A 22,676-nucleotide genomic window follows, 5' to 3' on the forward strand; every position below is an offset into this window, starting at 1 on the left:
CGTTTCGGGCGCGGCCGGACGGGCGGCGGGTGACGCACCGCTCCCGTGCCAACAGGGCCTTGGCCCCCGAGTGTCGTGGCACCCGGTCCGCGCGCCTTCTCGGCCCGCGGACCGGGGCCGTCAGTGGGCGCCGACCAGCGTGGTCGCGCTCTGCGGTGCGGCGAGCGCCGCGGTGTGCGCATCCATGGCCTCGGCCGCGAGGATCGCGACGGCCGTGTCCGCGCGGGACGCGGCCACCACGAGGACCCGGCCCGCGAGGTCGTGGGCGCGGCGGTGCAGCGCGGCCACGGGTGCGTCGGTCCGTCCGGCGTGCCGGGCGGGCGGCGTGCCGCGGAGGCGGGCGACCTGTGCGGCGATGCGGTCGCCGGTGGCGCCGAGCCCCAGCTCGTCGGTGACGGCGAGGAGCGCGGAGAGGTGGCCGGCGAGCTGGATGTCCAGCTCCTCCTCACGGGTGCGGTGCGGGAAGCCGGCGTCGGCGGCCGGTGTGTGGACCGACTTGGTGCGGATCGGCTCGTACATGGATGGCCTCCTGGCGTTGCAGTGTCACCATCCTATCCTGGAATCAGTCTAAAGTTGTGAAGAGTCCGGGAGAACGGTCCGCGCGGCCGGTGTCACGGCTGGCTGTAGCCGTCCAGGAACTTCCCGATGCGCGTCACGGCGTCGATCAGGTCCTTGGCCGGCGGCAGGGTGACCACCCGGAAGTGATCGGGTTCCGGCCAGTTGAAGCCCGTGCCCTGCACGACCATGATCTTCTCGGCGCGCAGCAGGTCGAGCACCATCTGCCGGTCGTCCTTGATCTTGAAGACCTTGGGGTCGAGCCTCGGGAAGAGGTACAGCGCCCCCTTGGGCTTCACGCACGTCACTCCGGGGATCTGGGTCAGCAGGTCGTACGCGATGTCCCGCTGTTCCAGGATCCGCCCGCCCGGAAGAACCAGGTCGTTGATCGACTGCCGCCCGCCTAGCGCGGTGGCCACCGCGTGCTGCGCGGGCATGTTCGCGCACAGCCGCATGTTCGCCAGGATGGTCAGACCCTCGATGTACGAGGTGGCGTGCGCCTTCGGGCCGCAGACCGCCATCCAGCCGGAGCGGTAGCCCGCGATCCGGTAGTTCTTCGAGAGCCCGTTGAAGGTGAGCACCATCAGGTCGGGGGCGATCGCCGCGGTGGGCGTGTGGGTCGCGCCGTCGTAGAGGATCCGGTCGTAGATCTCGTCGGAGCAGACGACCAGGTTGTGGCGCCGGGCGATCTCCGTCAGCCCGCGCAGCATCTCGTCGTCGTAGACCGCGCCCGTCGGGTTGTTCGGGTTGATGATCACCAACGCCTTGGTGCGGTCGGTGATCTTCCGTTCGATGTCGGCGAGGTCGGGCATCCAGTCGGCCTGCTCGTCGCACCGGTAGTGCACGGCCGTACCGCCGGCCAGCGAGACCGACGCCGTCCACAGCGGGTAGTCCGGAGCGGGTACGAGCACCTCGTCGCCGTCGTCGAGCAGTGCCTGCATCGACATCTGGATCAGCTCGGAGACGCCGTTGCCCAGGTAGACGTCCTCGACGTCGAGGTCGATGCCCTTGGTCTGGTAGTGCTGCATCACCGCCCGGCGCGCGGACAGCAGGCCCTTCGCGTCGCCGTAGCCGTGCGCCCCCGAGAGGTTGCGCAGGATGTCCTCGAGGATCTCGGGCGGGCACTCGAAGCCGAAGGCGGCCGGGTTGCCCGTGTTGAGCTTGAGGATGCGATGACCTGCGGCTTCCAGCCGCATGGCCTCCTCCAGCACGGGGCCGCGGATTTCGTAACAGACGCCGGAGAGCTTGGTGGACTGGATGACCTGCATGTCTGCGAGCTTACGGCCGTGTTTCGCGCGGTGCGCCCGGTTCACGCACCGGTTGCTCCCTACGGGGGCGCCCGGAAACCCGTCCGGTCTTCCATCGCCATGCGGCCCCGGCCGCCCACCGTGGGAACGGGCGGTCGGGGCGGCGCCGCGGCTTGGAATCCGGGCGTGACGCACGGGGGTGGGTGAGATGCGCCACGCGGCGCGGGTCCGGCGGGCCGCTCCGGCACCGGGGCCGGACCGCAACTCACCCGGGCAGTACGGTCCCCTCCGGGAGCCGTACGCCGAAGTCCTCGGCCAGCACGCGCAGCACCTCGGCGGTGCCGCCCAGCTCCCGCTCCGTGACGGTGCCGTCGTCGGCCGTCTCCACGAGGGTGCGGCCCGACAGGGCCCGGTGCAGGCCCGGCAGGGTGCGCTGGGCGTACACGGCCTGCTGGAAGGGCGAACGGGGGTTCGTCGCGACGTGCCAGTTGATGACGTCGTAGTCCGGGGTCTCGAACGGCTCCAGCGTGAACTCGTACTGCGGCTCCCAGACGCCGCCCTTCTCCGTCTGGAGCTCCCACAGCTCCAGCGGTCCGTCGTGCGGGGCGTGCACCAGCCGGTGGTGGCGGGGGGTGTCGAGCAGCTCGGCGTCGACGACCAGCGGGATCGGTTCCAGCAGCGCGCCGCTCGCGCCGAAGCCGACGTCGGCCACGTACGCCGTGGGGTCGTCCTCCGTCTCCACCTTCAGCAGCATGTGCGTCCGTGGCCTGATGTCACCGGGCGCGGCGCCCAGCACCACCCGCGCGGTCAGCAGCGTGACCCGGAAGCCGAGCCGGGTCAGGACGGCCGCGAGGAGGGTGTTGTGCTCGTAGCAGTAGCCGCCGCGCCCGCCGCGGACGAGCTTCGCCTCCAGGTCGGGGAGTGCGAGGGAGGGGGCGCTGCCGAGGACGGGGTCCAGATTCTCGAACGGGATGCCCAGCATGTGGGCGCGGTGCACGGACCGCAGCACCTCCACGGTGGGGCGGCGCTCCCCGGACCAGCCGATGCGGGCGAAGTAGGCGTCGAGGTCGAGTGTCATGCCCCGACACTACGCAGACCGCTCAGATGTTCCTCAATTCCTGTGCGGGCCAAGGGGGTCCGGGGCAGGCTGCCCGCATGATCGGATTCGAGAAGCGGATGAAGCAGGACATGGCCGTGCTCGTGCTGCGTGACGCGCAGGGGATCACCGAACTGCTCCGCGAGGCGCTCGACGCGGCGCCGGCCGCCGAGCGCCCCGGCCTGGAACGCGCCCTCGCGCTCGTCGCCGAGGCCGGCGCGGTATCGGACGCGGAGCTGCGCGCCCGCTGGGTGCGGCAGCGGCTCGCGGCGGCCGGGCACGAGGGGCCGGTCGACTCCGTCGCCGCGATCAAGGCGCTCCGCCGGGCTGAGCCTGGCCTGTCCCTCCTCCAGGCCACGACGTACGCGCGCGAGGCCGCTGCGGCGTAGCGCGTCGCCCCCGGCGCGCCGCCGGCCCGCGCGGGCGTCCCGGGCGGGGGAGTCGTGCTCCCGGCCCGCGCGGGCACGGACCCGGTGGCGCCGGGCGGTGTGCCCGCCTCCGCCACCGCCGTGTCCCTGCCCTCCCCGGGGTGCGTCCTGGCCGAGCGGTGGGGCGTCGAGGTGGACGTAGTCGCTCCCACGTCACGGGGGGTTGGCCGCCGACGGCCTCCCGCTCCTGCCGTTCGCGGGCGCGTCGAAGGCGGCGATCCGCCGGGCGGCTTGTTTTCACCCCTTGTTGCAGATCCCTTCCGTGCGCCAACATGCGCATGTCAAAAACCGGAAGAACTCCGGTGACAGACGCATCTGGAGGGGACCCCCACATGAAGAAGCCTCTCGTCGGCGCCTTTCTTTCCGCCCTGCTCCTGGGCGCGGGCGTCGCACCCGCGGCCGCGGCCACGAGCCCGGACGCACCCGAAGTCCGTGCCAAGGCGGTCACCTTCGCCGGCACGGTCGCACTCAGCAACTGTTCCGGCTCGGTCGTCCGGGCGCCCTCGTCGCTGCCCGGCGACCCTGCTCTGGTCCTGTCGAACGGCCACTGCCTGGAGACCGGCTTCCCGGCCCCGGGCCAGGTCCTGCTCAACCGGGCGTCGACCCGCAGCTTCACCCTGCTGAACGCCGCGGGCAGCGGCGTCGGCACCCTGCGGGCCAGCAAGATCGCGTACGGGACGATGACGGACACCGACGTCTCGCTGTACCAGCTCACCCGTACCTACGCCCAGATCGAGAGCTCGTACGGCATCAAGGCCCTGGAGCTCGACTCCGCGCGCCCGGTGCAGGGCACCGCCGTCACGGTCGCGTCCGGCTACTGGAAGCGCACGTACAGCTGCGCGGTCGACGGATTCGCCTACCGCCTCAAGGAGGGCGCCTGGACCTGGAAGGACTCGGTCCGCTACACCTCCGCCTGCCAGACCATCGGCGGCACGTCCGGGTCCCCGGTGATCAACGACGCGACGGGCAAGGTCGTCGCCGTCAACAACACCGGGAACGAGGACGGGCAGCGGTGCACGGACAACAACCCGTGCGAGGTGGACCAGAACGGCACCGTGACGGTCCGCAAGGGCATCAACTACGCCCAGCAGACCTACGGCATCGTGCCGTGCATCGGCACCGGCAACCAGATCGACCTGAACCGGACGGGCTGCGCGCTGCCCAAGCCGTAGCGCGTGGGCGGGGCGCCGGGCCCGCACCCGGTGCCCCGCCGGCCGGTCAGGCCGGTGCGCGCCGCCCCGCGCCCCGTACCGCCCGGCCCGCCAGGTGCGTCGTCCGCCTGCCGTCCTCGATGACGAACCGGCCGTCGATCAGGACGTGCGGGATGCCCACCGGCAGGGTGCGCGGCTCGTCGAACGTCGAGCCGGCCGCCACCGTGGCCGGGTCGAAGAGGACCAGGTCCGCGCGGTAGCCCTCGTGGACCCTGCCCCGGTCCGGCAGCCGCAGACGGGCCGCCGGGCGCGAGGTGAGGTGGGCGACGCACTCCTCGAGGCTGAGGATGCCCAGCTCCCGTACGTACCGGCCGAGGTACTGCGGGAACGTGCCGTAGGCGCGCGGGTGCGGCTTCTCGCCCTGGAGGATGCCGTCGCTGCCGCCGGTGTGCACCCGGTGGCGCATGATCTGCCGGACGTTCTCCTCGTGGCCGACGTGCTGGAGGATCGTCGTGCCGAGCCGGTCCTCCACGAGCAGCCGGCGGGCGGTCACCCAGGGGGCCTCGCCGCGCAGTCGGGCCGACTCGGCCACCGTACGGCCGACGTGGCCGGCCAGGCCCGGTGCGCCGACCCCCGAGATCTCGATCGTGTCCCACTCGATCGGGACGCCGTGGCAGCCGTCCGAGCCGACGACCTCCAGGTGGTGGCGGATCCGTTCCGCCGTGGCGTCGTCCGCGAGCCGGGTCAGGACCGATTCCGGGCCGCCCTCGCCCGCCCAGCTCGGCAGCATCGCGACGAGGGTCGTGCAGCCAGGGGTGTACGGGTAGGTGTCGAGGGAGATGTCCGCGCCCGAGGCGAGTGCGTCGTCCAGCAGGGCGAGGAGGTCGGGGGCCCTGCCCTTGTTCACGCCGAAGTTCATCGTGGCGTGGGCGAGATGGAGGGCGCAGCCCGCGTTCCGGGTGAGCTGCACCATCTCCTCGTAGGCGGCGAGTGCCCCCGCGCCGTACGAGCGGTGGTGCGGGCAGTAGTAGCCGCCGTGTCCGGCCACCACCCGGCACAGCTCGGTGAGTTCGGCGTCGTTCGCGTACATCCCGGGGGTGTAGGTGAGGCCGGAGGACATGCCGACGGCGCCCTCGGCCATGCCCTGGTCGACGAGCTCCTTCATCCGGGTCAGCTCGGCGGCGGTGGCGGGCCGGTCGTCCCAGCCGACCGCGAGCATCCGGACGGTGCCCTGCGGGATGAGGTAGGCGGCGTTGACGGCGATGCCCCGGCCGTCGAAGTTGCGGTCGAGACGGTCCAGGTACTCGCCGACGGTGCGCCAGTCGAAGTCGATGTCCGACCCGTCGCCGTTCCAGCCGGAGATGGAGCGGCGGACCTCGGCGAGGGTGCGGTCGTCGGCGGGGGCGTAGGACAGGCCGTCCTGGCCGAGGACCTCCAGGGTGATGCCCTGGGCGGCCTTCGCACTGTGGTCGGGGTCGCGCAGCAGGGCCAGATCGCTGTGGGCGTGCATGTCGACGAAACCGGGGGAGAGGGCCAGGCCGTCGGCGTCCACGGTGCGGGCGCCGGTCGGGCGCGGGCCGTCGCCCTCCCTGCGGATCTCGGCGATGCGGCCGTCCGTGATGCCCACGTCGGCGCGGTAGGAGGGGGCGCCGGTGCCGTCGACGACTCGCGCGTCGCGTATGACCAGGTCCATGGCGTGCTGCCTTTCAGCGGTTGCTATGGCTCCGCGCCGCCCGGAGCCCCGGGCGGCCGGGGGGACGGGGGCGCGGCGGCCCCCGCGGGGATCAGAAGAAGGTGCGGATGTAGTCGGTGACCGTGCCGTCCGCCTCGGTCAGCGGGATCAGCTGCCACTTGTCGAAGGACGTGCAGGGGTGCGACAGGCCCATGCCGATCCAGTCGCCCACCTCCAGCCCGGTGTCCGGTTCCGTGCGGACCCAGCCGTGCTGGTCGGAGAGACCGGTCACGGTGATCCCGGTGGCGGGCCGCACGGAGCCGTCGCGCGCCGAGCGGACGACCTGCGCCTGCGGGAGGTCCAGGTCGTACGCCGCGTCCCGCTTGCCCGCGTTGACGAAGGCCTGCTCGGGGGAGGGCCGCGAGACGACCTGGGCCCAGAGCCGGAAGGCGGGCTGCAGGGCGCCCTCCTCGGGGATCCGGTTGAAGGGGGTGAGGTGGCGGTAGTGGCCGTCGTCGTGGCTGACGTACGCGCCCGAGCGCAGCAGCCTGCAGACCGGGCGGCTCAGCTCCGGGATCTCCGCGAAGACGTCGGCCACCGCGTCGAACCACGCGCTGCCGCCCGCACTGACCAGGATCTCCTCGGCCGCCGGCAGCCCGTCGAAGCGGCCGGCCGCGTCGAAGTCCGCCGCCAGGCCGACGAGCCGGCGCAGCCACGCCCGTACCCGCTCGGGGGAGGCGTCCGGCACCTCGCCCTCGTATCCGGCGACACCCACCAGACGCAGTGTGGACACGGAGGCGACGGCGTCGGCGACCGCCGCGCAGTCGGCCTCCGTGCGGGCACCGGTGCGCGCGCCCTCTCCCGCGCCCAGCTCCACCACGACGTCGACGGGGCGTGAGGCGCCGGCGGCGCGCAGTGCCTCGTCCATCAGCTCGACTCCGCGCACGGAGTCGGCGTAGCAGACGAACGTGAAGTCCGGGTCGGCGTCCAGCTCACCGGCCAGCCGGCGCAGCGCGACCGCGTCGACGAGTTCGTTCGCCAGGAAGATCCGCCGGATGCCGTACGCCCGGTAGACCCGCACCTGGTGGGGGACGGCGGCGGTGATGCCCCAGGCGCCGTGCTCCAGCTGGCGGGCGAAGAGCTGCGGGGACATCGACGTCTTGCCGTGCGGGGCGAAGGCGAGGCCGTGCCGTTCCGCGTAGGTCTCCAGGAGCGCGAGGTTGGCCTCGACCGACTCGGCGGACAGGGCGAGCACCGGGGTGGTGAACCCGCCGGTGAAGAGGTTGCGGCGCTGGGCCGCCAGGGCGCCGACCGTCAGGCCGTCCGCATCGGGCGGCAGGGCCTTGAAGCGGTGGTCGACCCGCTCGTCGGCGAGTGCCCGTACGGCCTGCCCGGCGTACGGGCCCGCGGACGCGCCGGCGGACTGCTCGGCGGATTGGTCGGCGGCCAAGGGAGCCTCCTCGGGAAGAGTCGTTGCATCATGTGCAACAGTCATTGCGCATATCGCTTGACGCTGTCTAACATCCGAGCCGACGCCGGGTCAATGGTGAGCACCGGCGCCGACGCCCGACCACGAGGAGCCCAGAGTGCCCGGACCCGCAGCCAGGACAGCCACCGCGGACGTCGTCTGCCTCGGCGAGTCCATGGTGACGTTCCTGCCCTCGCAGCCCGGCCGCCTCGCCGACGTCCCCACCTTCGGCCGCGGAATCGGCGGTGCCGAATCCAACGTCGCCTGCGCCCTCGCCGCCGCCGGCCACCCGGCGAAATGGGTCAGCCGGGTCGGCGCCGACGGCTTCGGCGACCACCTCGTCGACGCCGTCGGCCGCTACGGGGTCGACACCTCCGCCGTGCGCCGCGACCCGGACCGCCCCACCGGGATCTACTTCCGCACGGCGACGGACCGGGCCACCGACACCCACGAGGTGGCGTACTACCGGGCGGGATCGGCCGCCTCCGCGATGTCCTCGCACAACGTCCCCCACGAGGACCTCCTCGCGTGCCGCATCCTGCACCTGTCCGGCATCACGGCCGCACTCTCCGGCGACTGCCGGGCCCTGCTCCACGACCTGACCGCCCCCCGGGACGGCCGCCCGCTGCTCTCCTTCGACGTCAACCACCGCCCCGGCCTCTGGCGCGACGGCGCCGCGGGTGACGTCCTGCTCGGCCTCGCCCGCCGCTGCGACCTCGTCTTCGTCGGCGAGGACGAGGCGGAGGAGGCCTGGGGCGTCCGCGGGACCACCGCGATCCGTGCGGCGCTGCCGGAACCGGCGGTGCTGGTCGTCAAGCGCGGCAGCGAGGGCGCCACCGTGTTCTCGCGGGACCCCTCCGCGCCCGGAGCGCCCGCAGCCGACACCGTCACCGACGTCCCCGCCCTGCGCGTCGACGTCGTCGCGCCCGTCGGCGCCGGGGACGCCTTCGCCGCCGGATTCCTCTCCGCGACGCTCCGCGGCCTCCCCGTACGGGACCGGGCCCGGCACGGCCACCTGATGGCCGCCGCCGTCCTCACCGTCCCCGGCGACCTCACCGACCCCCCGGCCCGCGCACACGCCGACCGTCTCGCAGCCTTGGACGACGCAGCCTGGGGCACACTTCGTCTCGGCCCCGGCTGGACAGCAGCCGAAGGGGCGAACGAGGAGGTACGAGTCACATGAGCCAGACCGTCGACCGCGCGCTCAGCATCCTGCCGCTGCTCGCCCAGGGCCCCGCCGACCTCGGTCAGGTCGCCGAACGGCTCGGCGTCCACAAGTCCACGGCCCTGCGCCTGCTCCGCACGCTCCACGAGCACGGACTCGTCTACCGCCAGCAGGACCAGCGCTACCGCCTCGGCGCCCGGCTCTTCGCGCTCGCGCAGGAAGCCGTCGAGAACCTCGACGTGCGCGAGATCGCCCACTCCCACCTCATCGAGCTGAACGAACAGTGCGGGCACACCGTCCACCTCGCGGTGTACGAGGAGAACGAGGTCCTCTACATCGACAAGGTCGAGAGCCGCTACCCGGTGCGGATGTACTCGCGGATCGGCAAACCCGTCGCGATCACCGTCGCCGCGGTCGCCAAACTGCTCCTCGCCGACCTGACCGAGCCGGAACGGCGCGTGATCGCCGAACGGCTCGACTACCCCATGTACACGTCCCGTTCGACCCCGAACGCCGGCGCCTTCCTCAGGGAACTCGCCGTCGTCCGCGAACAGGGCTGGGCCACCGACCTCGGCGGCCACGAGGAGTCCATCAACTGCGTCGGCGCCCCCATCCGGGGCGCGGACGGCAGGGTTGTCGCCGCCATGTCGGTGTCCGCACCGAACGTCGTCGTCACGGCCGAGGAACTCCTCACCCTGCTTCCCCTGGTGCGCCGCACCGCCGACGCCATCAGCCGGGAGTACTCCGGCACCACCCCCGTCAAGAAAGCCTGAACCGTCATGACCGAGAAGACCGCCCTCACCCCCGGCACCCACACCACCCCGCCCGCCAAGTTCTCCCACGGCGTGAAGAAGGGGAACATCCTCCAGGTCGCCGGGCAGGTCGGCTTCCTGCCCGCCGTCGAGGGCCAGGCACCCACCCCGGCCGGTCCCACGCTGCGCGAGCAGACCCTGCAGACCTTCGCCAACGTCAAGGCGATCCTGGAGGAGGGCGGCGCGAGCTGGGACGACGTCATGATGATGCGCGTCTACCTCACCGACGTCGACCACTTCGCCGAGATGAACGCGATCTACAACGCGTACTTCGAGGAGCAGGGGCTCAAGGCGCCCGCCTCCGCCCGCACGACGGTCTACGTCGGCCTCCCCGCCGGACTGCTCATCGAGATCGACGCCCTCGCGGTCCTGGGCTGACCCCCTGACCCGCTCCCCCACCCACCGCCCCACCCCGCATCACGGCACGGCACCCCGTCCCCCTCGCACGGGGGCGCCGTGCCGCGCTCCCCCCTGCCCAGAAGGACCCTGTCACCCCCCGGAGTTGACCGAACATGCTGCTTGCCGCTCCACCGGCGCCGGCCGAGACACCCCCGCACACCGGCGGCCTGCTCCTGCTGATCGACGGCACCGCCGGTCTGCTGACCGTCGCCGTCCTCGGCATCGCGCTGCTCCTCTTCCTGATCATCAAGGTGCGGCTCCAGCCGTTCGTCGCGCTGCTCGCCGTCTCCATAGCCGTCGGCCTCGGTGCCGGTCTCTCCGTCACCGAACTCTTCGGCACGGTCCAGAAGTCCGCCGCGGTGTCCGTCATCGAATCCGGCATGGGCGGCATCCTCGGCCATGTCGCGATCATCATCGGGCTCGGCACCATGCTCGGCGCCATCCTGGAGGTGTCCGGCGGTGCCGAGGTGCTGAGCACCCGCCTCCTGAACCTCTTCGGCGAGAAGCGCGCCCCCCTCGCCATGGGTCTCACCGGCCTGATCTTCGGCATCCCGGTCTTCTTCGACGTCGGCATCTTCGTCCTCGCGCCGATCGTCTACGCCGCCGCGAAGCGCTCCGGAAAATCGATCCTGCTGTATGCGATGCCGCTGCTGGCCGGCCTCTCCATGACCCACGCCTTCCTGCCTCCGCACCCCGGACCGGTCGCCGCGGCGGGCCTCTTCAACGTCTCCCTCGGCTGGGTCATCCTGATGGGCGCCGTCGTCGGCATTCCGTCCGTGCTCGCCGCCTGGGCCTACGCCGCCTGGATCGGCAAGCGCCTCTTCGTCGACGTCCCCCAGGACATGGTCGAGGCCGCCGCCGAGGCCAAGGCCGCCGTCGCCGCCGAGCAGCGCGCCTCCGGGGTCACCCCGCGCGAGAAGCCCGTCGCGCTCGGCACCGTACTCGCGATCATCGGCACCCCGCTGGCGCTGATCCTCGCCGCGACGTTCTCCTCCATCGCGCTGGACCCCTCCACCCCGCGTTCCGTCATCGAGTTCTTCGGCAACCCCTTCGTCGCCCTGACCATCGCCCTGCTCCTGGCGTACTACCTGCTGGGCATCCGGCGCGGCTGGTCCCGCAAGTCGCTGGAATCGGTCTCCACGTCCTCGCTCAAGCCCGTCGGCAACATCCTGCTCGTCGTGGGCGCGGGCGGGATCTTCGGAGCCGTCCTCAAGGGCAGCGGCATCGCGGACGCGCTCGCCGACACGTTCAACGACGTCGGCCTGCCCGTCATCCTGCTCGCCTGGCTGATCTCCGTGGTGCTGCGCGTCGCGCAGGGCTCGGCGACGGTCGCGATCGTCACCACCGCCGGCATCGTCGTCCCGCTCGTCGAGGGCCAGGACATGTCCCAGGCCCACCTCGCGCTGATCATCATGGCGATCTCGGCGGGGTCCATCTTCGCCTCGCACGTCAACGACGGCGGCTTCTGGATGGTCTCGAAGTACTTCGGCATCTCGGAGCGCGACACCCTGAAGTCCTGGACGGTCCTCGAAACCGTCCTCTCGGTGGCCGGTTTCGTGGTCGCCGCGGCTCTCAGCCTGGTGATCTGACCCCGCCCGGCCGCACCGGAATCCGGTGCGGCCGGGCAGCCGGGTGTGCGCGCCCCCTTGTCCGACGGCCCACTTTGCGCTTCGTTGATCGACATGGTCGAGACGAGCGGAACCACAGAGTCAGGACCCGGGGCAGGACGGACCGGGACCGGGACCGGGGAGCCAGGATCCGGTCCCCGCAAGTCCAGTTGGAAGTACATCGGCCCCGGCATCGTCGTCGCCGCGACCGGCGTGGGCGCCGGGGACCTGGTCGCGACACTCATCGCGGGAAGCAAGTTCGGTTACACCCTCATGTGGGCGGCCGTGATCGGCTGCCTCGTCAAGATCTCCCTCGCCGAGGCGGTCGGCCGCTGGCACCTCGCCACCGGCCGCACCCTCTTCGACGGCTGGCGCAGCATCGGCGGGTGGACCACGGGCTACTTCGCGGTCTACGTCGTCGTCTGGGGCTTCGTGTACGGCGCGACGGCCATGTCCTCCAGCGCCCTGCCCATCGTGGCGCTCTTCCCCGACGGGCCGGGGCTGAAGACCTGGGCGATCATCACCGGGCTCGTCGGCCTGGTCTTCGTCTGGTTCAACCAGTACGCCGTCTTCGAGAAGGTCATGACGGTCCTGATCGGCGTCATGTTCGTCGTGGTGGTCTACGTCGCGATCCGGGTCGTGCCGGACGCCGGCGCCTCCTTCGCGGGGCTGCTCCCGGTGCTCCCGGACGGTTCGCTGATCTACACGCTCGGGCTGATCGGCGGGGTCGGCGGCACCATCACCATGGCGGCGTACGGGTACTGGGTGAACGCCAAGGGATGGTCCGACACCTCCTGGATGAAGGTGATGCGCCTCGACAACCGGGCCGCCTACATCACCACCGGAATCTTCGTCGTCGCCATGCTGATCGTCGGGGCCGAGCTGCTGCACTCCTCGCAGATCGCCCTGACGAAGGGTGACCGGGGGCTGATCGACCTCGGCCAGGTCCTGGAGGACCGCTTCGGGGCGGGTACCGCGAAGCTGTTCCTGGTCGGCTTCTTCGCGACCTCGTTCTCGTCGCTCATCGGTGTCTGGCACGGCGTGAGCCTGATGTTCGCCGACTTCGTCGAGCGGATCCGGGCGGCCCGCGGTGACGCGAACGCGGGGAAGGCGGGCAGCGAGACCATCGGCCGGCAGGAGCGGTCCACGGCCTTCCGCGCCTATCTGCTCTGGCTGACCTTCCCGCCGATGACCCTGCTCTGGCTGGACGAGCCGTTCGGCCTGGTCATCGGATACGGGGTGCTCGGCGCCTTCTTCATGCCGTTCCTGGCCCTGACCCTGCTCTGGCTGCTGAACTCCGAGCGCACGCCCAGGGAATGGCGCAACGGCTGGCTGAGCAACGGGATGCTCGCCTCCGCCGGGCTGCTGTTCGTCGTGCTGTGCGTCCAGCAGGTGCGCGAACTGCCCTGGTGAACCACCACCGGGCACGTCCCCGTACGTGTGACGCGGGCGCACCGGGAACCGCCGCAGCGCCGCCGGGGGAGCGGCGGCGCTGCGGGGCCCCGGGGCCGGGGCTACGGAAGCCCGTGGACGTGCGGGCCCACCGCGTTCGACCAGGCGTTGCCCGCCGTGGCGTCCCAGTTCGTCGACCAGGTCATCGCACCGCGCAGGTCCGGGTACGTCCTGGACGGCTTGAACGAGCCGCAGGAGGTGCCCTTCGTCAGGCAGTCCAGGGCCGCGTTCACGACGGACGGGGCGACGTAGCCGCTGCCCGCGCCGCGGGTGGAGGCGGGGACGCCGAGCCCGACCTGGGACGGGGCGAGGCCCCCTTCCAGCTGGATGCAGGCGAGCGCGGTCAGGAAGTCCACCGAGCCCTGCGAGTAGACCTTGCCGTCGCAGCCGAGCATCGAGCCGCTGTTGTAGTACTGCATGTTGACGACGGTCAGGATGTCCTTGATGTTGAGCGCCGTCCTGAAGTACTCGCCCGACGTCGACTGCATGTCGATGGTCTGCGGCGCCATCGTGATGACGAGGCCGGAGCCCGCCTTCGACGACAGGGAGCGCAGCGCCTTCGTCATGTAGGTGGAGTTGAGGCCGTTCTCGAGGTCGATGTCCACCCCGTTGAAGCCGTACTCCTGGATGAGGGCGTACACCGAGTCGGCGAACGCGGTCGCGGACGCGTCGCTGTTCACCGCGACGGACCCCTTCTCACCGCCGACGGAGATGATCACGTTCTTGCCCGCGGCCTGCTTGGCCTTGATGTCGGCCTTGAACTGGGCGACGGTGTAGCCGTTCAGGCCGGCCGAGTCCAGGTTGAAGGTGACGGCGCCGGGCGTCGCCGTGGCGTCCGCGAAGGAGACGGCGATGATGTCGTAGTTCGCGGGTACGTCGCTGAGCTTCTGGACGGCCGCGCCGTTGTTGAAGTTCTGCCAGTAGCCGGTCACCGCGTGCTTGGGCACGGACGTCACGGGGCCCGTGTCGCCGGCCTTGGCCGTACGGCCGCCGACCACGGCGGACCTGACCGACTCACCGGCCGCGTTGGTGGCGCTCACCGAGAACTGGTATGCCGTGTCGGCTGCCAGCCCGGTCACCGTGGCCGAGGTGCCGGTGGAGGTGGTCGCCTTCGTGCCGCCCCGGTAGACGGTGTAGCCGGTGGCCCCGGAGACGGCGTTCCAGGACAGGGCGACCGACGAGGACGTGGTGGCGCCGACGGCCAGACCGGCGGGGGTGGCGGGGATCACCGGTCCGGGGTCCGTGCCGCCACCGCCGTCGGGGCCGGTCACCTGGACGTCGTCCGCGAAGTAGGCGGCCTGGCCGTACCAGCCGTGGGTGTAGACGGTCACGGAGGTGGTGGACGGGCCCGTGGTGAAGCTGGTCCTCAGCTGCGTCCAGCTTCCTGAGGCGGGCGTCCAGGTGGACACGTCCGTCGTGCCGGTGCCGCTCGCACCGAGGTAGGCGTAGCCGCCCTGCACCCAGGAGTTGAGCGTGTAGGTGGAGCCGGGCTTCACGGCCACGGTCTGGGTGCACTTGGCGTTGTCCTGGCCGGCCGGGGTGGCCCTGAGCGCGGAGGCGCCGCCGTGCACGGGGGAGGAGACGGTGGCGCCGCTGCCGCCGGAACAGGTCCAGTTGGCGAGGCCGGACTCGAATCCGGCGTTCTTGGCGACGTTGACATCGGCCGCCGACGCGTTGCCGGCGAGCCCGGTGAGGGTCAGGGCCCCGGCGGCGAGCACGGCGACGGCTCCGCCGAGGAGGTGGGGGGAACGGCGTCGTCTGGATCTGGCTGCGGAGCGTGCCACTTGCTGCCTCCGGTGGGGGAGTTGGGGGTGCTGGCGGGACGGTGGCCACCGTTGGCCGATAAACTGGTCCAGACCAATCAAGTTGTCAAGACCTCTGGCGGAGTGGATGCGTGGGGATGCGTCGAACACGGGGCCGATCCGTCACGGAGTCGCGGTACCGCGTGTTCGGGACGCACTCGCACGGGTGAGCCGGCCGGGACGGCCCGAGGCGTGACGGAGTGCATTTCCGCATAGGGCGCGAAAGCCGGCGGGAACACGTCCTGACGTGCACGGATGAATTCCCGGTGACCCGAAACCCGAGGGGCGCGGTAACCCTCCGAAGTGGTACAGGAGTTGACCGGACTTGTTTTCGTCCCCTGTCGTGCAGGGGATGATACGAACGTGTGTGTCGACTGTTGTTGTACTGCGTCCCGCTATCTGTTCTCTGCCTGGTAGGACGTGGCTAAAGTGCTGGGGAAGAAGCACGGAGCAGGAGCGATTGCGGCCGGAGTCACGACGACGACGGCCGGAGCCGAACGGGGAAGAGCGTGCCGACCGCAATAGCAGTGACCAGCGCTGATCTGGTGCTACCGCCGACCGATCAGCAGACACCGACCGCGGTGTTGCTGCAGGCTCCCGAAGCCCAGACCCTCGAGCTCGCGATCGGCGACATGCATCTGCTCCTCGAGCAGCACGGCTATGTGATCGCGGTCTACCCGACGGGGATCAGCCCCGCCCACGAGCGCCGCCTGCACGCCATCCGCTCGGTACTGGAGAGCGACCGCATCGCCCTGCTCAAGGTGGACCTGCCGCCGCTGGGTGTGGCCGTACTGGTGCGGCAGTTGCGCCAGCTGTCCATCTGCGACTTCAGCCCCGGAGTGGTGGCGTCGGCCGCCCGGCTGCTCGCCCACTACATCCACGCGGGCGCCCTGCTGAACTCGGTGACCGGACTCGACCGGGTGCCCGTCAGCCTCAGGACGCACGCCAGGTCCTGGGTGCCGGGCTCCCAGTTCGCCGTACTCGCCGGACCCCACCCGCGGCTCGTGAAGATCGGCCCCGACACCGAACCCCCGCCGGGCCCGGAGTTCGGCACCCACCTGCTCATCGCGAAGGGCCGGCTGACGTCCGACTGGGTGCAGCAGACCCTGGCCCCCGCCTGGAACGTCCAGGCCATCCAGGAGTGCCCCCTGCCGTCCGGCTCCCCGCGCTGGTGGGGCACCGGGAAGATGGTGGAGTTCGCCTCCTACCTCCCGGACATCTCGGTCATCTACCAACTCGTCTCCTCCGTCCGCCGGGAGAACTGCCACTGGTGCGGAATGGAGCTCATCGGAGACCGCTGCGGCTTCTGCTCGTCACCGCTCAGCCCGTCCGAGAACCGAACGCACGCCCAAGGTGTCCTGACCCACGGAACGCCGGCACCACCGGGCACCCAGTGACCGCACCCCCGCACAGCCACCGCGCCCCTCCCTCCGTCCGCTGCCCCACGCATCCGAATCGAACGAGGTTGTCCGGCCCATGAACTCCCGCCAGCGCCGCGGCGTGATACTCCTGCTCCTGTCGGTCCTGTGCGCCTTCGGCGCCTTCGCCGGTGTGCTCTCGGTGATCAGTGACGTCAACTCGAAGGTCGGCCCGGAGATCACGGCCTATCAGGTCAAGTCCGACGTTGCGCCCTACACCCCGCTCAGCAGCCGGCAGTTCGAAAAGATCAAGATGCCCGAGCGCTGGCTCTCGGAGAACGCCGTGACCGACGTCTCCGAGGTCGACGGCAAGATCGCCGTCACGGAACTGCGCAAGGGGTCGCTGCTCCAGTCCGACATGATCGAGAAGCGCCCCGCGCTGCGCCCCGGGGAACAGGAGATCGCCATCATGATCGACGCGGCGACGGGTGTCGCGGGCAAGATCACCCCCGGTGCGACGGTCAACATCTACGCCACCTTCGCCGGTGAGAACGACGGGGAGCCGGCCCAGTCCAAGGTCATCGTCTCCAACGCCAGGGTGCTGGACGTGGGGAAGCTGACGGCACTGGACCCGGGCAACGACAACAAGGCCGACCGGGCCACCGAGGCGGTGCCGATCACCTTCGCGCTGAACACGCTCGACACCCAGCGGATCGCCTACGCCGAGTCGTTCGCCCAGCACGTACGCCTCGCGCTCCTCGCCTCGGGCAGCGACGGCACGATCCGTCCGGGCGACCGGACCTACACGCTCGACAAGGACAAGTGAGGATGGGATGACCACCAGGATCCTCCCGGCCGTGGGTGACGCAGACGCGGCCAGGTCCGTCACCACCCTGCTCAGCCAGCTCCCCGACGCGGAGCCGGCGGCTCCGGTCGGTGACTCGACCCAGCTCATCGACATGCTCGCCCGCCTCGCGGGCGAGTCGCTCGACGAACTGCCCGAGGTCGTACTGGTCCACGAGCGGATCGGCCCGGTGCCGGCCCTGGAGCTGATCCGGGAGGTCTCCCTGCGCTTCCCCGCCATCGGGGTCGTGCTGATCACGGTGGACGCGAGCCCGGGCCTGTTCTCCGCCGCCATGGACTCCGGCGCACGAGGGCTCGCCACCCTCCCGCTGAGCTACGAGGAACTGGCCAACCGGGTCCAGGCGGCGGCCCAGTGGTCCGTCGGCGTGCGCCGCCACCTCGGGTCGGGCGGCGACGTCTTCACCGGCCCCGGCGGCACCGTCGTCACCGTCACCGGGGCGAAGGGCGGGGTGGGCACGACCGTCGCGGCCGTCCAGCTCGCCCTGGCCGCCCAGGCGTCCGGCCACAACGTGGCACTGGTCGACCTCGACCTGCAGAACGGGGACATCGCCTCCTACCTCGACGTCCAGTTCCGCCGCTCCATCGTCGACCTCGCCGCGATCACCGACATCTCCCCCCGCGTCCTGTCCGACGCCGTCTACTCGCACTCCACCGGGATGTCCCTGCTGCTGGCACCCGGCGAGGGCGAGCGTGGCGAGGAGGTCAGCGACCGCTCGGCCCGCCAGATCGTCAGCGCACTGCGCTCACGGTACGAGGTCGTGGTGATCGACTGCGGCAGCCAGATGCAGGGCGCCAACGCGGCGGCCGTCGAGATGGCCGACATCGCGCTGCTGGTGACGACCCCGGACGTGGTCGCGGTGCGCGGGGCCAAACGCATCGTACGGATGTGGGACCGCCTCCAGATCCGCAAGGCGGAGGAGACGGTCACGCTCGTCAACCGCTTCAACCGCAACACCGAGATCCAGCCGCCGCTGATCCAGAAGATCACCGGTACGCGCATGGCGGGCACGGCCGTTCCCGCCGCCTTCAAGGAGCTGCAGGGAGCCGTCGACTCGGGACGGATGCACGAACTCGACGCGAAGAGCACCGTCAAGCAGGCGCTGTGGGCCCTGGCCGGCGAGCTGGGCCTGGTGAAGGCCGCGGCGGGCGCCGAAGGCGGTGGCACGTTCCGAAACGACCGGGGCTCGATCGGGCGCGCGCGCCGACGGCGCGACGGCGACGCCCGGGGCCGCGGGACGACCGAGGGGGCACGCTGACCGATGGCAGTCACCGATACGAGCAGCCCGGAGATACGGGCGGGGCGGGAGCACGTCCGCCCGACGGACCGGGGCCCCTCCGACCGGCTCAGCCCGTCGGAGCGGCGCCCACAGCCTGACGGCGGGCACCCGTCGGAGGGGACTCGGCACCCCGACGACTCCCGGCCGGCGGACCAGGTCCGACGACCGGCCCGACGACCCGAAGGGCTCCGCCCGTCGCAGCGCGGCCGGCAGCCCGACCGCTCCCGGCCGTCGGAGCGGAGCCCGCTCTCCGTCCGCCTCCGGCCCGGGCCCTCCCGACGCGACCGCGGCCAGACCGCGATCGAGTTCGTGGGCGTCACCCCGTTCATCATCCTGCTGCTGGTCGCGCTCTGGCAGTGCGCACTCATCGGCTACACCTTCAGCCTCGCGGGCAACGCCGCCGACGTGGGCGCCCGGGCCGGTACGGGAGCGGAGTGGGGCCGGAGCGAGGCATGCGCGCAGGCCGCCACGGAGGACCTGCCGGGCGCCTGGTCCTCCGCGGCGGACGTGAGCTGCTCGACGGAGCCCGGCCTCTACCGGGCAGAGGTCCGACTCAAGGTCCCCGTCCTCGTGCCGGGCGTCCTGGACTTCCCCCTGACGGTCACCGGCGACGCCGCCGCCGTGAAGGAGGGCTGAGACATGACGCGCACACGGACCTCACACCGTGACCGCGGCCAGGTCGCCATCGAGTACCTGGGCTTCATCCCGCTCCTGCTCATCGTCGGCCTCTGCGCCATCCAGCTGGGCGTGGCGGCCTACGCGGCCAACCAGGCCGGGACCGCCGCCCGCGCGGCAGCTCGTACGGCCAGTCACGACCGGCCCGAGACGGACCCGGCGGCGGCCGGCCGCGGGGCCATCAGCGACTGGCTCGCCGACGAGTCCACGTTCACCCCGAGCTGGGGCGGCGACCAGGTCACGTACACGGCCAGGGTCAAGGTCCCGTCCGTCATCCCGGGGATGGAGAACGCCTTCGGCTGGGCCGAGCGCAGTTCCACGATGCCCCGGGACTGACCGGGGTGTGAGTACGGGCTTGCCCCGGGGGGCCGACCGGGGCAAGGGCCCGCCCCGCGGACCGGGGCGGGCAGGCACAGGGCACGGCACCACCGGCACGTCTGACCGAGGAGTCTGGGACATGAGCCTGCGGGCACGCATCACCGCCCCCGAGGAGCACGCCGGGGGGCGGGAGGACGGCCACATGGTCGCCACCTACCGGGCCAAACTGCTCGAGGAGATCGACCTCGCGGAGATGTCCTCGCTGGCCGCCGCCGACCGGCGAGCGCGGCTGGAACGCGTGCTCGGCCACATCATCAGCCGCGAGGGGCCGGTCCTCTCGACCGTCGAACGCTCCCAGCTGATCCGCCGCGTCGTCGACGAGGCCCTCGGCCTCGGCATCCTGGAACCCCTGCTCGAAGACGCCTCCATCACCGAGATCATGGTGAACGGGCCGGACCAGATCTTCGTCGAGCGCAGTGGCAGGGTCGAGCAGCTCCCGATGCGCTTCGGCTCGCACGAACAGCTCATGCAGACCATCGAGCGCATCGTCTCGACGGTGAACCGGCGGGTGGACGAGGCCAATCCCATGGTCGACGCCCGCCTGCCCAGCGGCGAACGCGTCAACGTGATCATCCCCCCGCTGTCGCTGACCGGGGCCACGCTCACCATCCGGCGCTTCCCCCGGGCCTTCACCCTCCAGGAGATGATCGGCTTCGGCTCGCTGGACGAGCAGATGCTGGTCCTGCTCTCCGGCCTGGTCCAGGCGAAACTCAACGTGATCGTCTCCGGAGCCACCGGCACCGGGAAGACGACCCTGCTCAACGCGCTCTCGGGACTGATCCCGGACCACGAACGCATCGTGACCATCGAGGACTCCGCCGAGCTCCAGCTCCAGCAGAACCACGTGATCAGGCTGGAGTCCCGGCCGGCGAACGTCGAGGGCAAGGGCCAGATCACCATCCGCGACCTCGTCCGCAACTCCCTGCGCATGCGCCCCGACCGGATCGTCGTCGGAGAGGTCCGGGGCGGCGAGTCGCTCGACATGCTCCAGGCGATGTCGACCGGTCACGACGGCTCACTGGCCACCGTGCACGCGAACAGCGCCGAGGACGCGCTGATGCGTCTGCAGACCCTGGCCTCGATGTCCGAGATCAAGATCCCCTTCGAGGCGCTGCACGACCAGATCAACAGTGCCGTCGACGTCATCGTCCAGCTCACCCGGTTCGCCGACGGCGGCCGCAAGGTCACGGAGATCGCGGTCCTCGACTCGCACGGCCGGGAGAACTACCGCATCGTGACCGTCGCCCGGTTCAACCCGCAGCCGATGGCGGCCGACGGGCGGATCTACGGACAGTTCCAGTATCTCCCGCTCCCGCGAAAGGTCGCCGAGCGCCTCTACATGGCCAGCCAGCCCATCCCGCAGGCCTTCGGGGTCGCCTCGTCCGACGAACAGCTCGCCACCCGAGAGGCCAAGTAGGTACTGCGCCATGGACAATCTCCCCCTGCTCACCATCGGCGTCACCCTGCTGTGCTGCGTGCTCGGCGTGACGGGCCTCCACGCGTACTCCGGCGGGAAGGCCGACCGCGAAGCGCTCGTCGACCGGCTCTCGCACACCGGGCAGATCCCCGTGGCCGGCCGCCACCGCCGCTTCCAGGGGGTCGACCGCAAGCTGCGCACCACCGGTCTCGGCCGGAGGCTCGAGCTCAAACTCGCCGCCACCGGACTCGACATCACCCCGGGGGAGTTCTTCGTCTACGCGCTCGTGGCCATGGCCGGGCTGTGGATGGTCGCCTCGTCCCTGCTGGCCAGCTTCTTCGGCCCGGTCGCCGCCCTCATCGGCCTCTGGGGCACCAACGCCTTCCTGGAGTGGCAGCGGACCAAACGCACCGACCGCTTCATCAACCAGCTGCCCGAGCTCTCCCGCATCCTGGCCAACGCCACCCAGGCCGGCCTCGCCCTGCGTACCGCCATCGGCATGGCGGCCGAGGAGCTCGAGAACCCGGCAGGCGAGGAGCTGGCCCGGGTCGCCCGCAGGCTCTCCGTCGGGGAGTCCCTCGACGACGCCCTCAGCGAGCTGACCGAACGGCTGCCCTCACGCGAGCTCGTCGTCCTGGTGACCACCCTCGTCCTGTCCAACCGCGCCGGCGGTACGGTCGTCAGCTCGCTGCGCAACCTCACGGAGACGCTGGAGGAGCGCAAGGAGACCCGGCGCGAGGTCAAGACCCAGCTGTCACAGGTGACGGTCACGGCCTACGCCGTACCGGGCTTCGGCTTCGGCGCGATGCTCCTGATGAACGCCGTGATGCCCGGCGCGCTCGACCGCATGACCGGCGCCTTCATCGGCCAGGCCGCCGTCATCGTCGCCCTCGTCCTGTACGCGATCGGATTCATCGTGATCCGCCGCCTGTCCCGCATCGACGTCTGAGAGGGAGGCAACGGACATGGATCTTCTGCTCGCACTCGTCTTCGGCCTCGCGGTGTACGGAGCCATCGCCGGCATCCGGATGTACCGCGCCGACGCCAAACTCCCCAGTGACCTCGCCATCGCGCTGGAGATCGGCTCCAGCCGCACCAGCGCCGTGGGATCCGGCATCGACCGGATGGGCATGCGCTGGGCGCCGATGGTGCTCCGCATGATGGGCCCCAAGGCCGTGAACAAGAAGCGCCGCCAGATCGACATGGCGGGCAACCCCGGCGGACTCACCATCGACCGGTACGCCGCCCGCCGCGCCGTCTACGGCGCGCTCGGGCTGTTCGGCGCCTTCACCACCATCGTCAGGGGCCAGGTCTTCATCTCGCTCCTCCTGATCGCCTTCGGGCTGTTCTGGGTCGAGGTCGGCATCTGGTCCGCGATCCGTGTCCGCAAGGAGCACATCGAGCGGACCCTCCCGGACTTCCTCGACGTCCTCGCCGTCGTCGTCTCGGCGGGCCTCGGCTTCCGCCAGGCACTGGAGCGCGTCGCGGAGAAGTACGAAGGCCCGTGGGCCGACGAACTACGCATCACCCTGCGCCAGATGGACATGGGCGTGAGCCGCCGCCAGGCCTTCGAGGAACTGCGCAGACGCAACGACTCGGAACAGGTCGCGATGTTCGTGACGACGCTCCAGCAGGGCGAGGAGCTGGGCGCCCCCATCGTCGAGACCCTGATCCAGATCGCCAACGACATGCGGCGCACCGACGCCCAGAACGCCCGCCGCAAGGCGGCCAAGGCCGTACCGAAGGCGACCTTCGCCGTCACGTCCTTCCTGTTGCCCGGGACCCTCCTGCTCCTGACGGTCGGATTCGTCTACGGAGCCAATGTCGACTTCGGCTTCCTCTCGGGCTGATGG

The 22,676-nt window shown here is 71.2% G+C and carries 21 protein-coding genes; 15 read left to right on the forward strand and 6 right to left on the reverse strand.

Annotated features, from left to right (window positions below):
- Window positions 1-120: 120 nt before the first annotated feature.
- From OG927_RS20915 to OG927_RS20925, 3 genes are all read right to left on the reverse strand, one after another.
- A complete protein-coding gene (locus tag OG927_RS20915; RefSeq protein ID WP_124281307.1) occupies window positions 121-519 on the reverse strand; it encodes an SCO4983 family protein in 399 nt (132 codons plus the stop codon).
- Window positions 520-611: 92 nt separating this feature from the next.
- On the reverse strand, window positions 612-1,823 hold the full coding sequence (locus OG927_RS20920) for a pyridoxal phosphate-dependent aminotransferase (RefSeq protein WP_124281306.1): 1,212 nt from the start codon (window positions 1,821-1,823) through the stop codon (window positions 612-614).
- Between the two features lie 244 nt (window positions 1,824-2,067).
- Window positions 2,068-2,880, reverse strand: coding sequence for an arylamine N-acetyltransferase family protein (locus OG927_RS20925; protein ID WP_056793716.1), 813 nt, complete (start codon window positions 2,878-2,880; stop codon window positions 2,068-2,070).
- Between the two features lie 77 nt (window positions 2,881-2,957).
- On the opposite strand from OG927_RS20925, the gene OG927_RS20930 reads away from it, so the two are divergent.
- The gene (locus tag OG927_RS20930; protein WP_209469833.1) at window positions 2,958-3,287 is read left to right on the forward strand and encodes a hypothetical protein; all 330 of its coding nucleotides are present in this window, start codon (window positions 2,958-2,960) and stop codon (window positions 3,285-3,287) included.
- A gap of 371 nt (window positions 3,288-3,658) precedes the next feature.
- A complete protein-coding gene (locus OG927_RS20935; RefSeq protein WP_124281304.1) occupies window positions 3,659-4,498 on the forward strand; it encodes a S1 family peptidase in 840 nt (279 codons plus the stop codon).
- Window positions 4,499-4,544: 46 nt separating this feature from the next.
- Here OG927_RS20935 and OG927_RS20940 read toward each other — a convergent pair whose 3' ends face one another.
- Together OG927_RS20940 and OG927_RS20945 are read right to left on the reverse strand one after the other, a co-directional pair.
- Window positions 4,545-6,197: an N-acyl-D-amino-acid deacylase family protein gene (locus OG927_RS20940; RefSeq protein ID WP_330321337.1), complete on the reverse strand. Its 1,653-nt coding sequence runs from the start codon at window positions 6,195-6,197 to the stop codon at window positions 4,545-4,547.
- 64 nt (window positions 6,198-6,261) lie between these two features.
- The gene (locus tag OG927_RS20945; RefSeq protein WP_206431749.1) at window positions 6,262-7,644 is read right to left on the reverse strand and encodes a type III PLP-dependent enzyme domain-containing protein; all 1,383 of its coding nucleotides are present in this window, start codon (window positions 7,642-7,644) and stop codon (window positions 6,262-6,264) included.
- 91 nt (window positions 7,645-7,735) lie between these two features.
- Here OG927_RS20945 and OG927_RS20950 point away from each other — a divergent pair, with 91 nt between their 5' ends.
- From OG927_RS20950 to OG927_RS20970, 5 genes are all read left to right on the forward strand, one after another.
- On the forward strand, window positions 7,736-8,800 hold the full coding sequence (locus tag OG927_RS20950; protein WP_330320613.1) for a sugar kinase: 1,065 nt from the start codon (window positions 7,736-7,738) through the stop codon (window positions 8,798-8,800).
- Window positions 8,797-9,555, forward strand: coding sequence for an IclR family transcriptional regulator (locus tag OG927_RS20955; protein WP_056793729.1), 759 nt, complete (start codon window positions 8,797-8,799; stop codon window positions 9,553-9,555). The genes OG927_RS20950 and OG927_RS20955 overlap by 4 nt, the downstream gene beginning before the upstream one ends.
- A gap of 6 nt (window positions 9,556-9,561) precedes the next feature.
- The gene (locus OG927_RS20960; RefSeq protein ID WP_056793731.1) at window positions 9,562-9,972 is read left to right on the forward strand and encodes a RidA family protein; all 411 of its coding nucleotides are present in this window, start codon (window positions 9,562-9,564) and stop codon (window positions 9,970-9,972) included.
- Window positions 9,973-10,106: 134 nt separating this feature from the next.
- Window positions 10,107-11,582 carry a GntP family permease gene (locus OG927_RS20965; RefSeq protein ID WP_056793733.1) on the forward strand — a complete coding sequence of 492 codons (1,476 nt, stop codon included), beginning with the start codon at window positions 10,107-10,109 and terminating at the stop codon, window positions 11,580-11,582.
- Between the two features lie 93 nt (window positions 11,583-11,675).
- Complete coding sequence (locus OG927_RS20970; RefSeq protein WP_056793734.1) at window positions 11,676-13,013, forward strand: Nramp family divalent metal transporter; 1,338 nt, start codon at window positions 11,676-11,678, stop codon at window positions 13,011-13,013.
- A 101-nt stretch (window positions 13,014-13,114) separates the two neighbouring features.
- On the opposite strand, the gene OG927_RS20975 is transcribed toward OG927_RS20970, so the two are convergent.
- Window positions 13,115-14,836, reverse strand: coding sequence for a chitinase (locus OG927_RS20975; protein ID WP_330320614.1), 1,722 nt, complete (start codon window positions 14,834-14,836; stop codon window positions 13,115-13,117).
- Between the two features lie 545 nt (window positions 14,837-15,381).
- Between OG927_RS20975 and OG927_RS20980 the strand changes: the two genes are divergently transcribed.
- The 8 genes from OG927_RS20980 to OG927_RS21015 all read left to right on the forward strand — a co-directional run bounded on the left by OG927_RS20980 (window position 15,382) and on the right by OG927_RS21015 (window position 22,673).
- Window positions 15,382-16,251 carry a hypothetical protein gene (locus OG927_RS20980; protein WP_199862815.1) on the forward strand — a complete coding sequence of 290 codons (870 nt, stop codon included), beginning with the start codon at window positions 15,382-15,384 and terminating at the stop codon, window positions 16,249-16,251.
- Window positions 16,252-16,330: 79 nt separating this feature from the next.
- Complete coding sequence (gene cpaB / locus OG927_RS20985; protein WP_056793738.1) at window positions 16,331-17,038, forward strand: Flp pilus assembly protein CpaB; 708 nt, start codon at window positions 16,331-16,333, stop codon at window positions 17,036-17,038.
- A 7-nt stretch (window positions 17,039-17,045) separates the two neighbouring features.
- The gene (locus OG927_RS20990) at window positions 17,046-18,332 is read left to right on the forward strand and encodes an AAA family ATPase (RefSeq protein WP_056793740.1); all 1,287 of its coding nucleotides are present in this window, start codon (window positions 17,046-17,048) and stop codon (window positions 18,330-18,332) included.
- Between the two features lie 3 nt (window positions 18,333-18,335).
- A complete protein-coding gene (locus tag OG927_RS20995) occupies window positions 18,336-18,989 on the forward strand; it encodes a TadE family protein (RefSeq protein WP_330320615.1) in 654 nt (217 codons plus the stop codon).
- Between the two features lie 3 nt (window positions 18,990-18,992).
- Complete coding sequence (locus OG927_RS21000) at window positions 18,993-19,364, forward strand: TadE/TadG family type IV pilus assembly protein (RefSeq protein ID WP_330320616.1); 372 nt, start codon at window positions 18,993-18,995, stop codon at window positions 19,362-19,364.
- Between the two features lie 121 nt (window positions 19,365-19,485).
- A complete protein-coding gene (locus OG927_RS21005; RefSeq protein ID WP_056793744.1) occupies window positions 19,486-20,823 on the forward strand; it encodes a CpaF family protein in 1,338 nt (445 codons plus the stop codon).
- Between the two features lie 10 nt (window positions 20,824-20,833).
- On the forward strand, window positions 20,834-21,772 hold the full coding sequence (locus tag OG927_RS21010) for a type II secretion system F family protein (protein ID WP_124281299.1): 939 nt from the start codon (window positions 20,834-20,836) through the stop codon (window positions 21,770-21,772).
- Window positions 21,773-21,788: 16 nt separating this feature from the next.
- A complete protein-coding gene (locus OG927_RS21015; RefSeq protein WP_056793747.1) occupies window positions 21,789-22,673 on the forward strand; it encodes a DUF5936 domain-containing protein in 885 nt (294 codons plus the stop codon).
- Window positions 22,674-22,676: the final 3 nt, after the last annotated feature.

The sequence above is a fragment of the Streptomyces clavifer genome (assembly GCF_036345975.1).
GTDB classification, from domain to species: domain Bacteria; phylum Actinomycetota; class Actinomycetes; order Streptomycetales; family Streptomycetaceae; genus Streptomyces; species Streptomyces clavifer.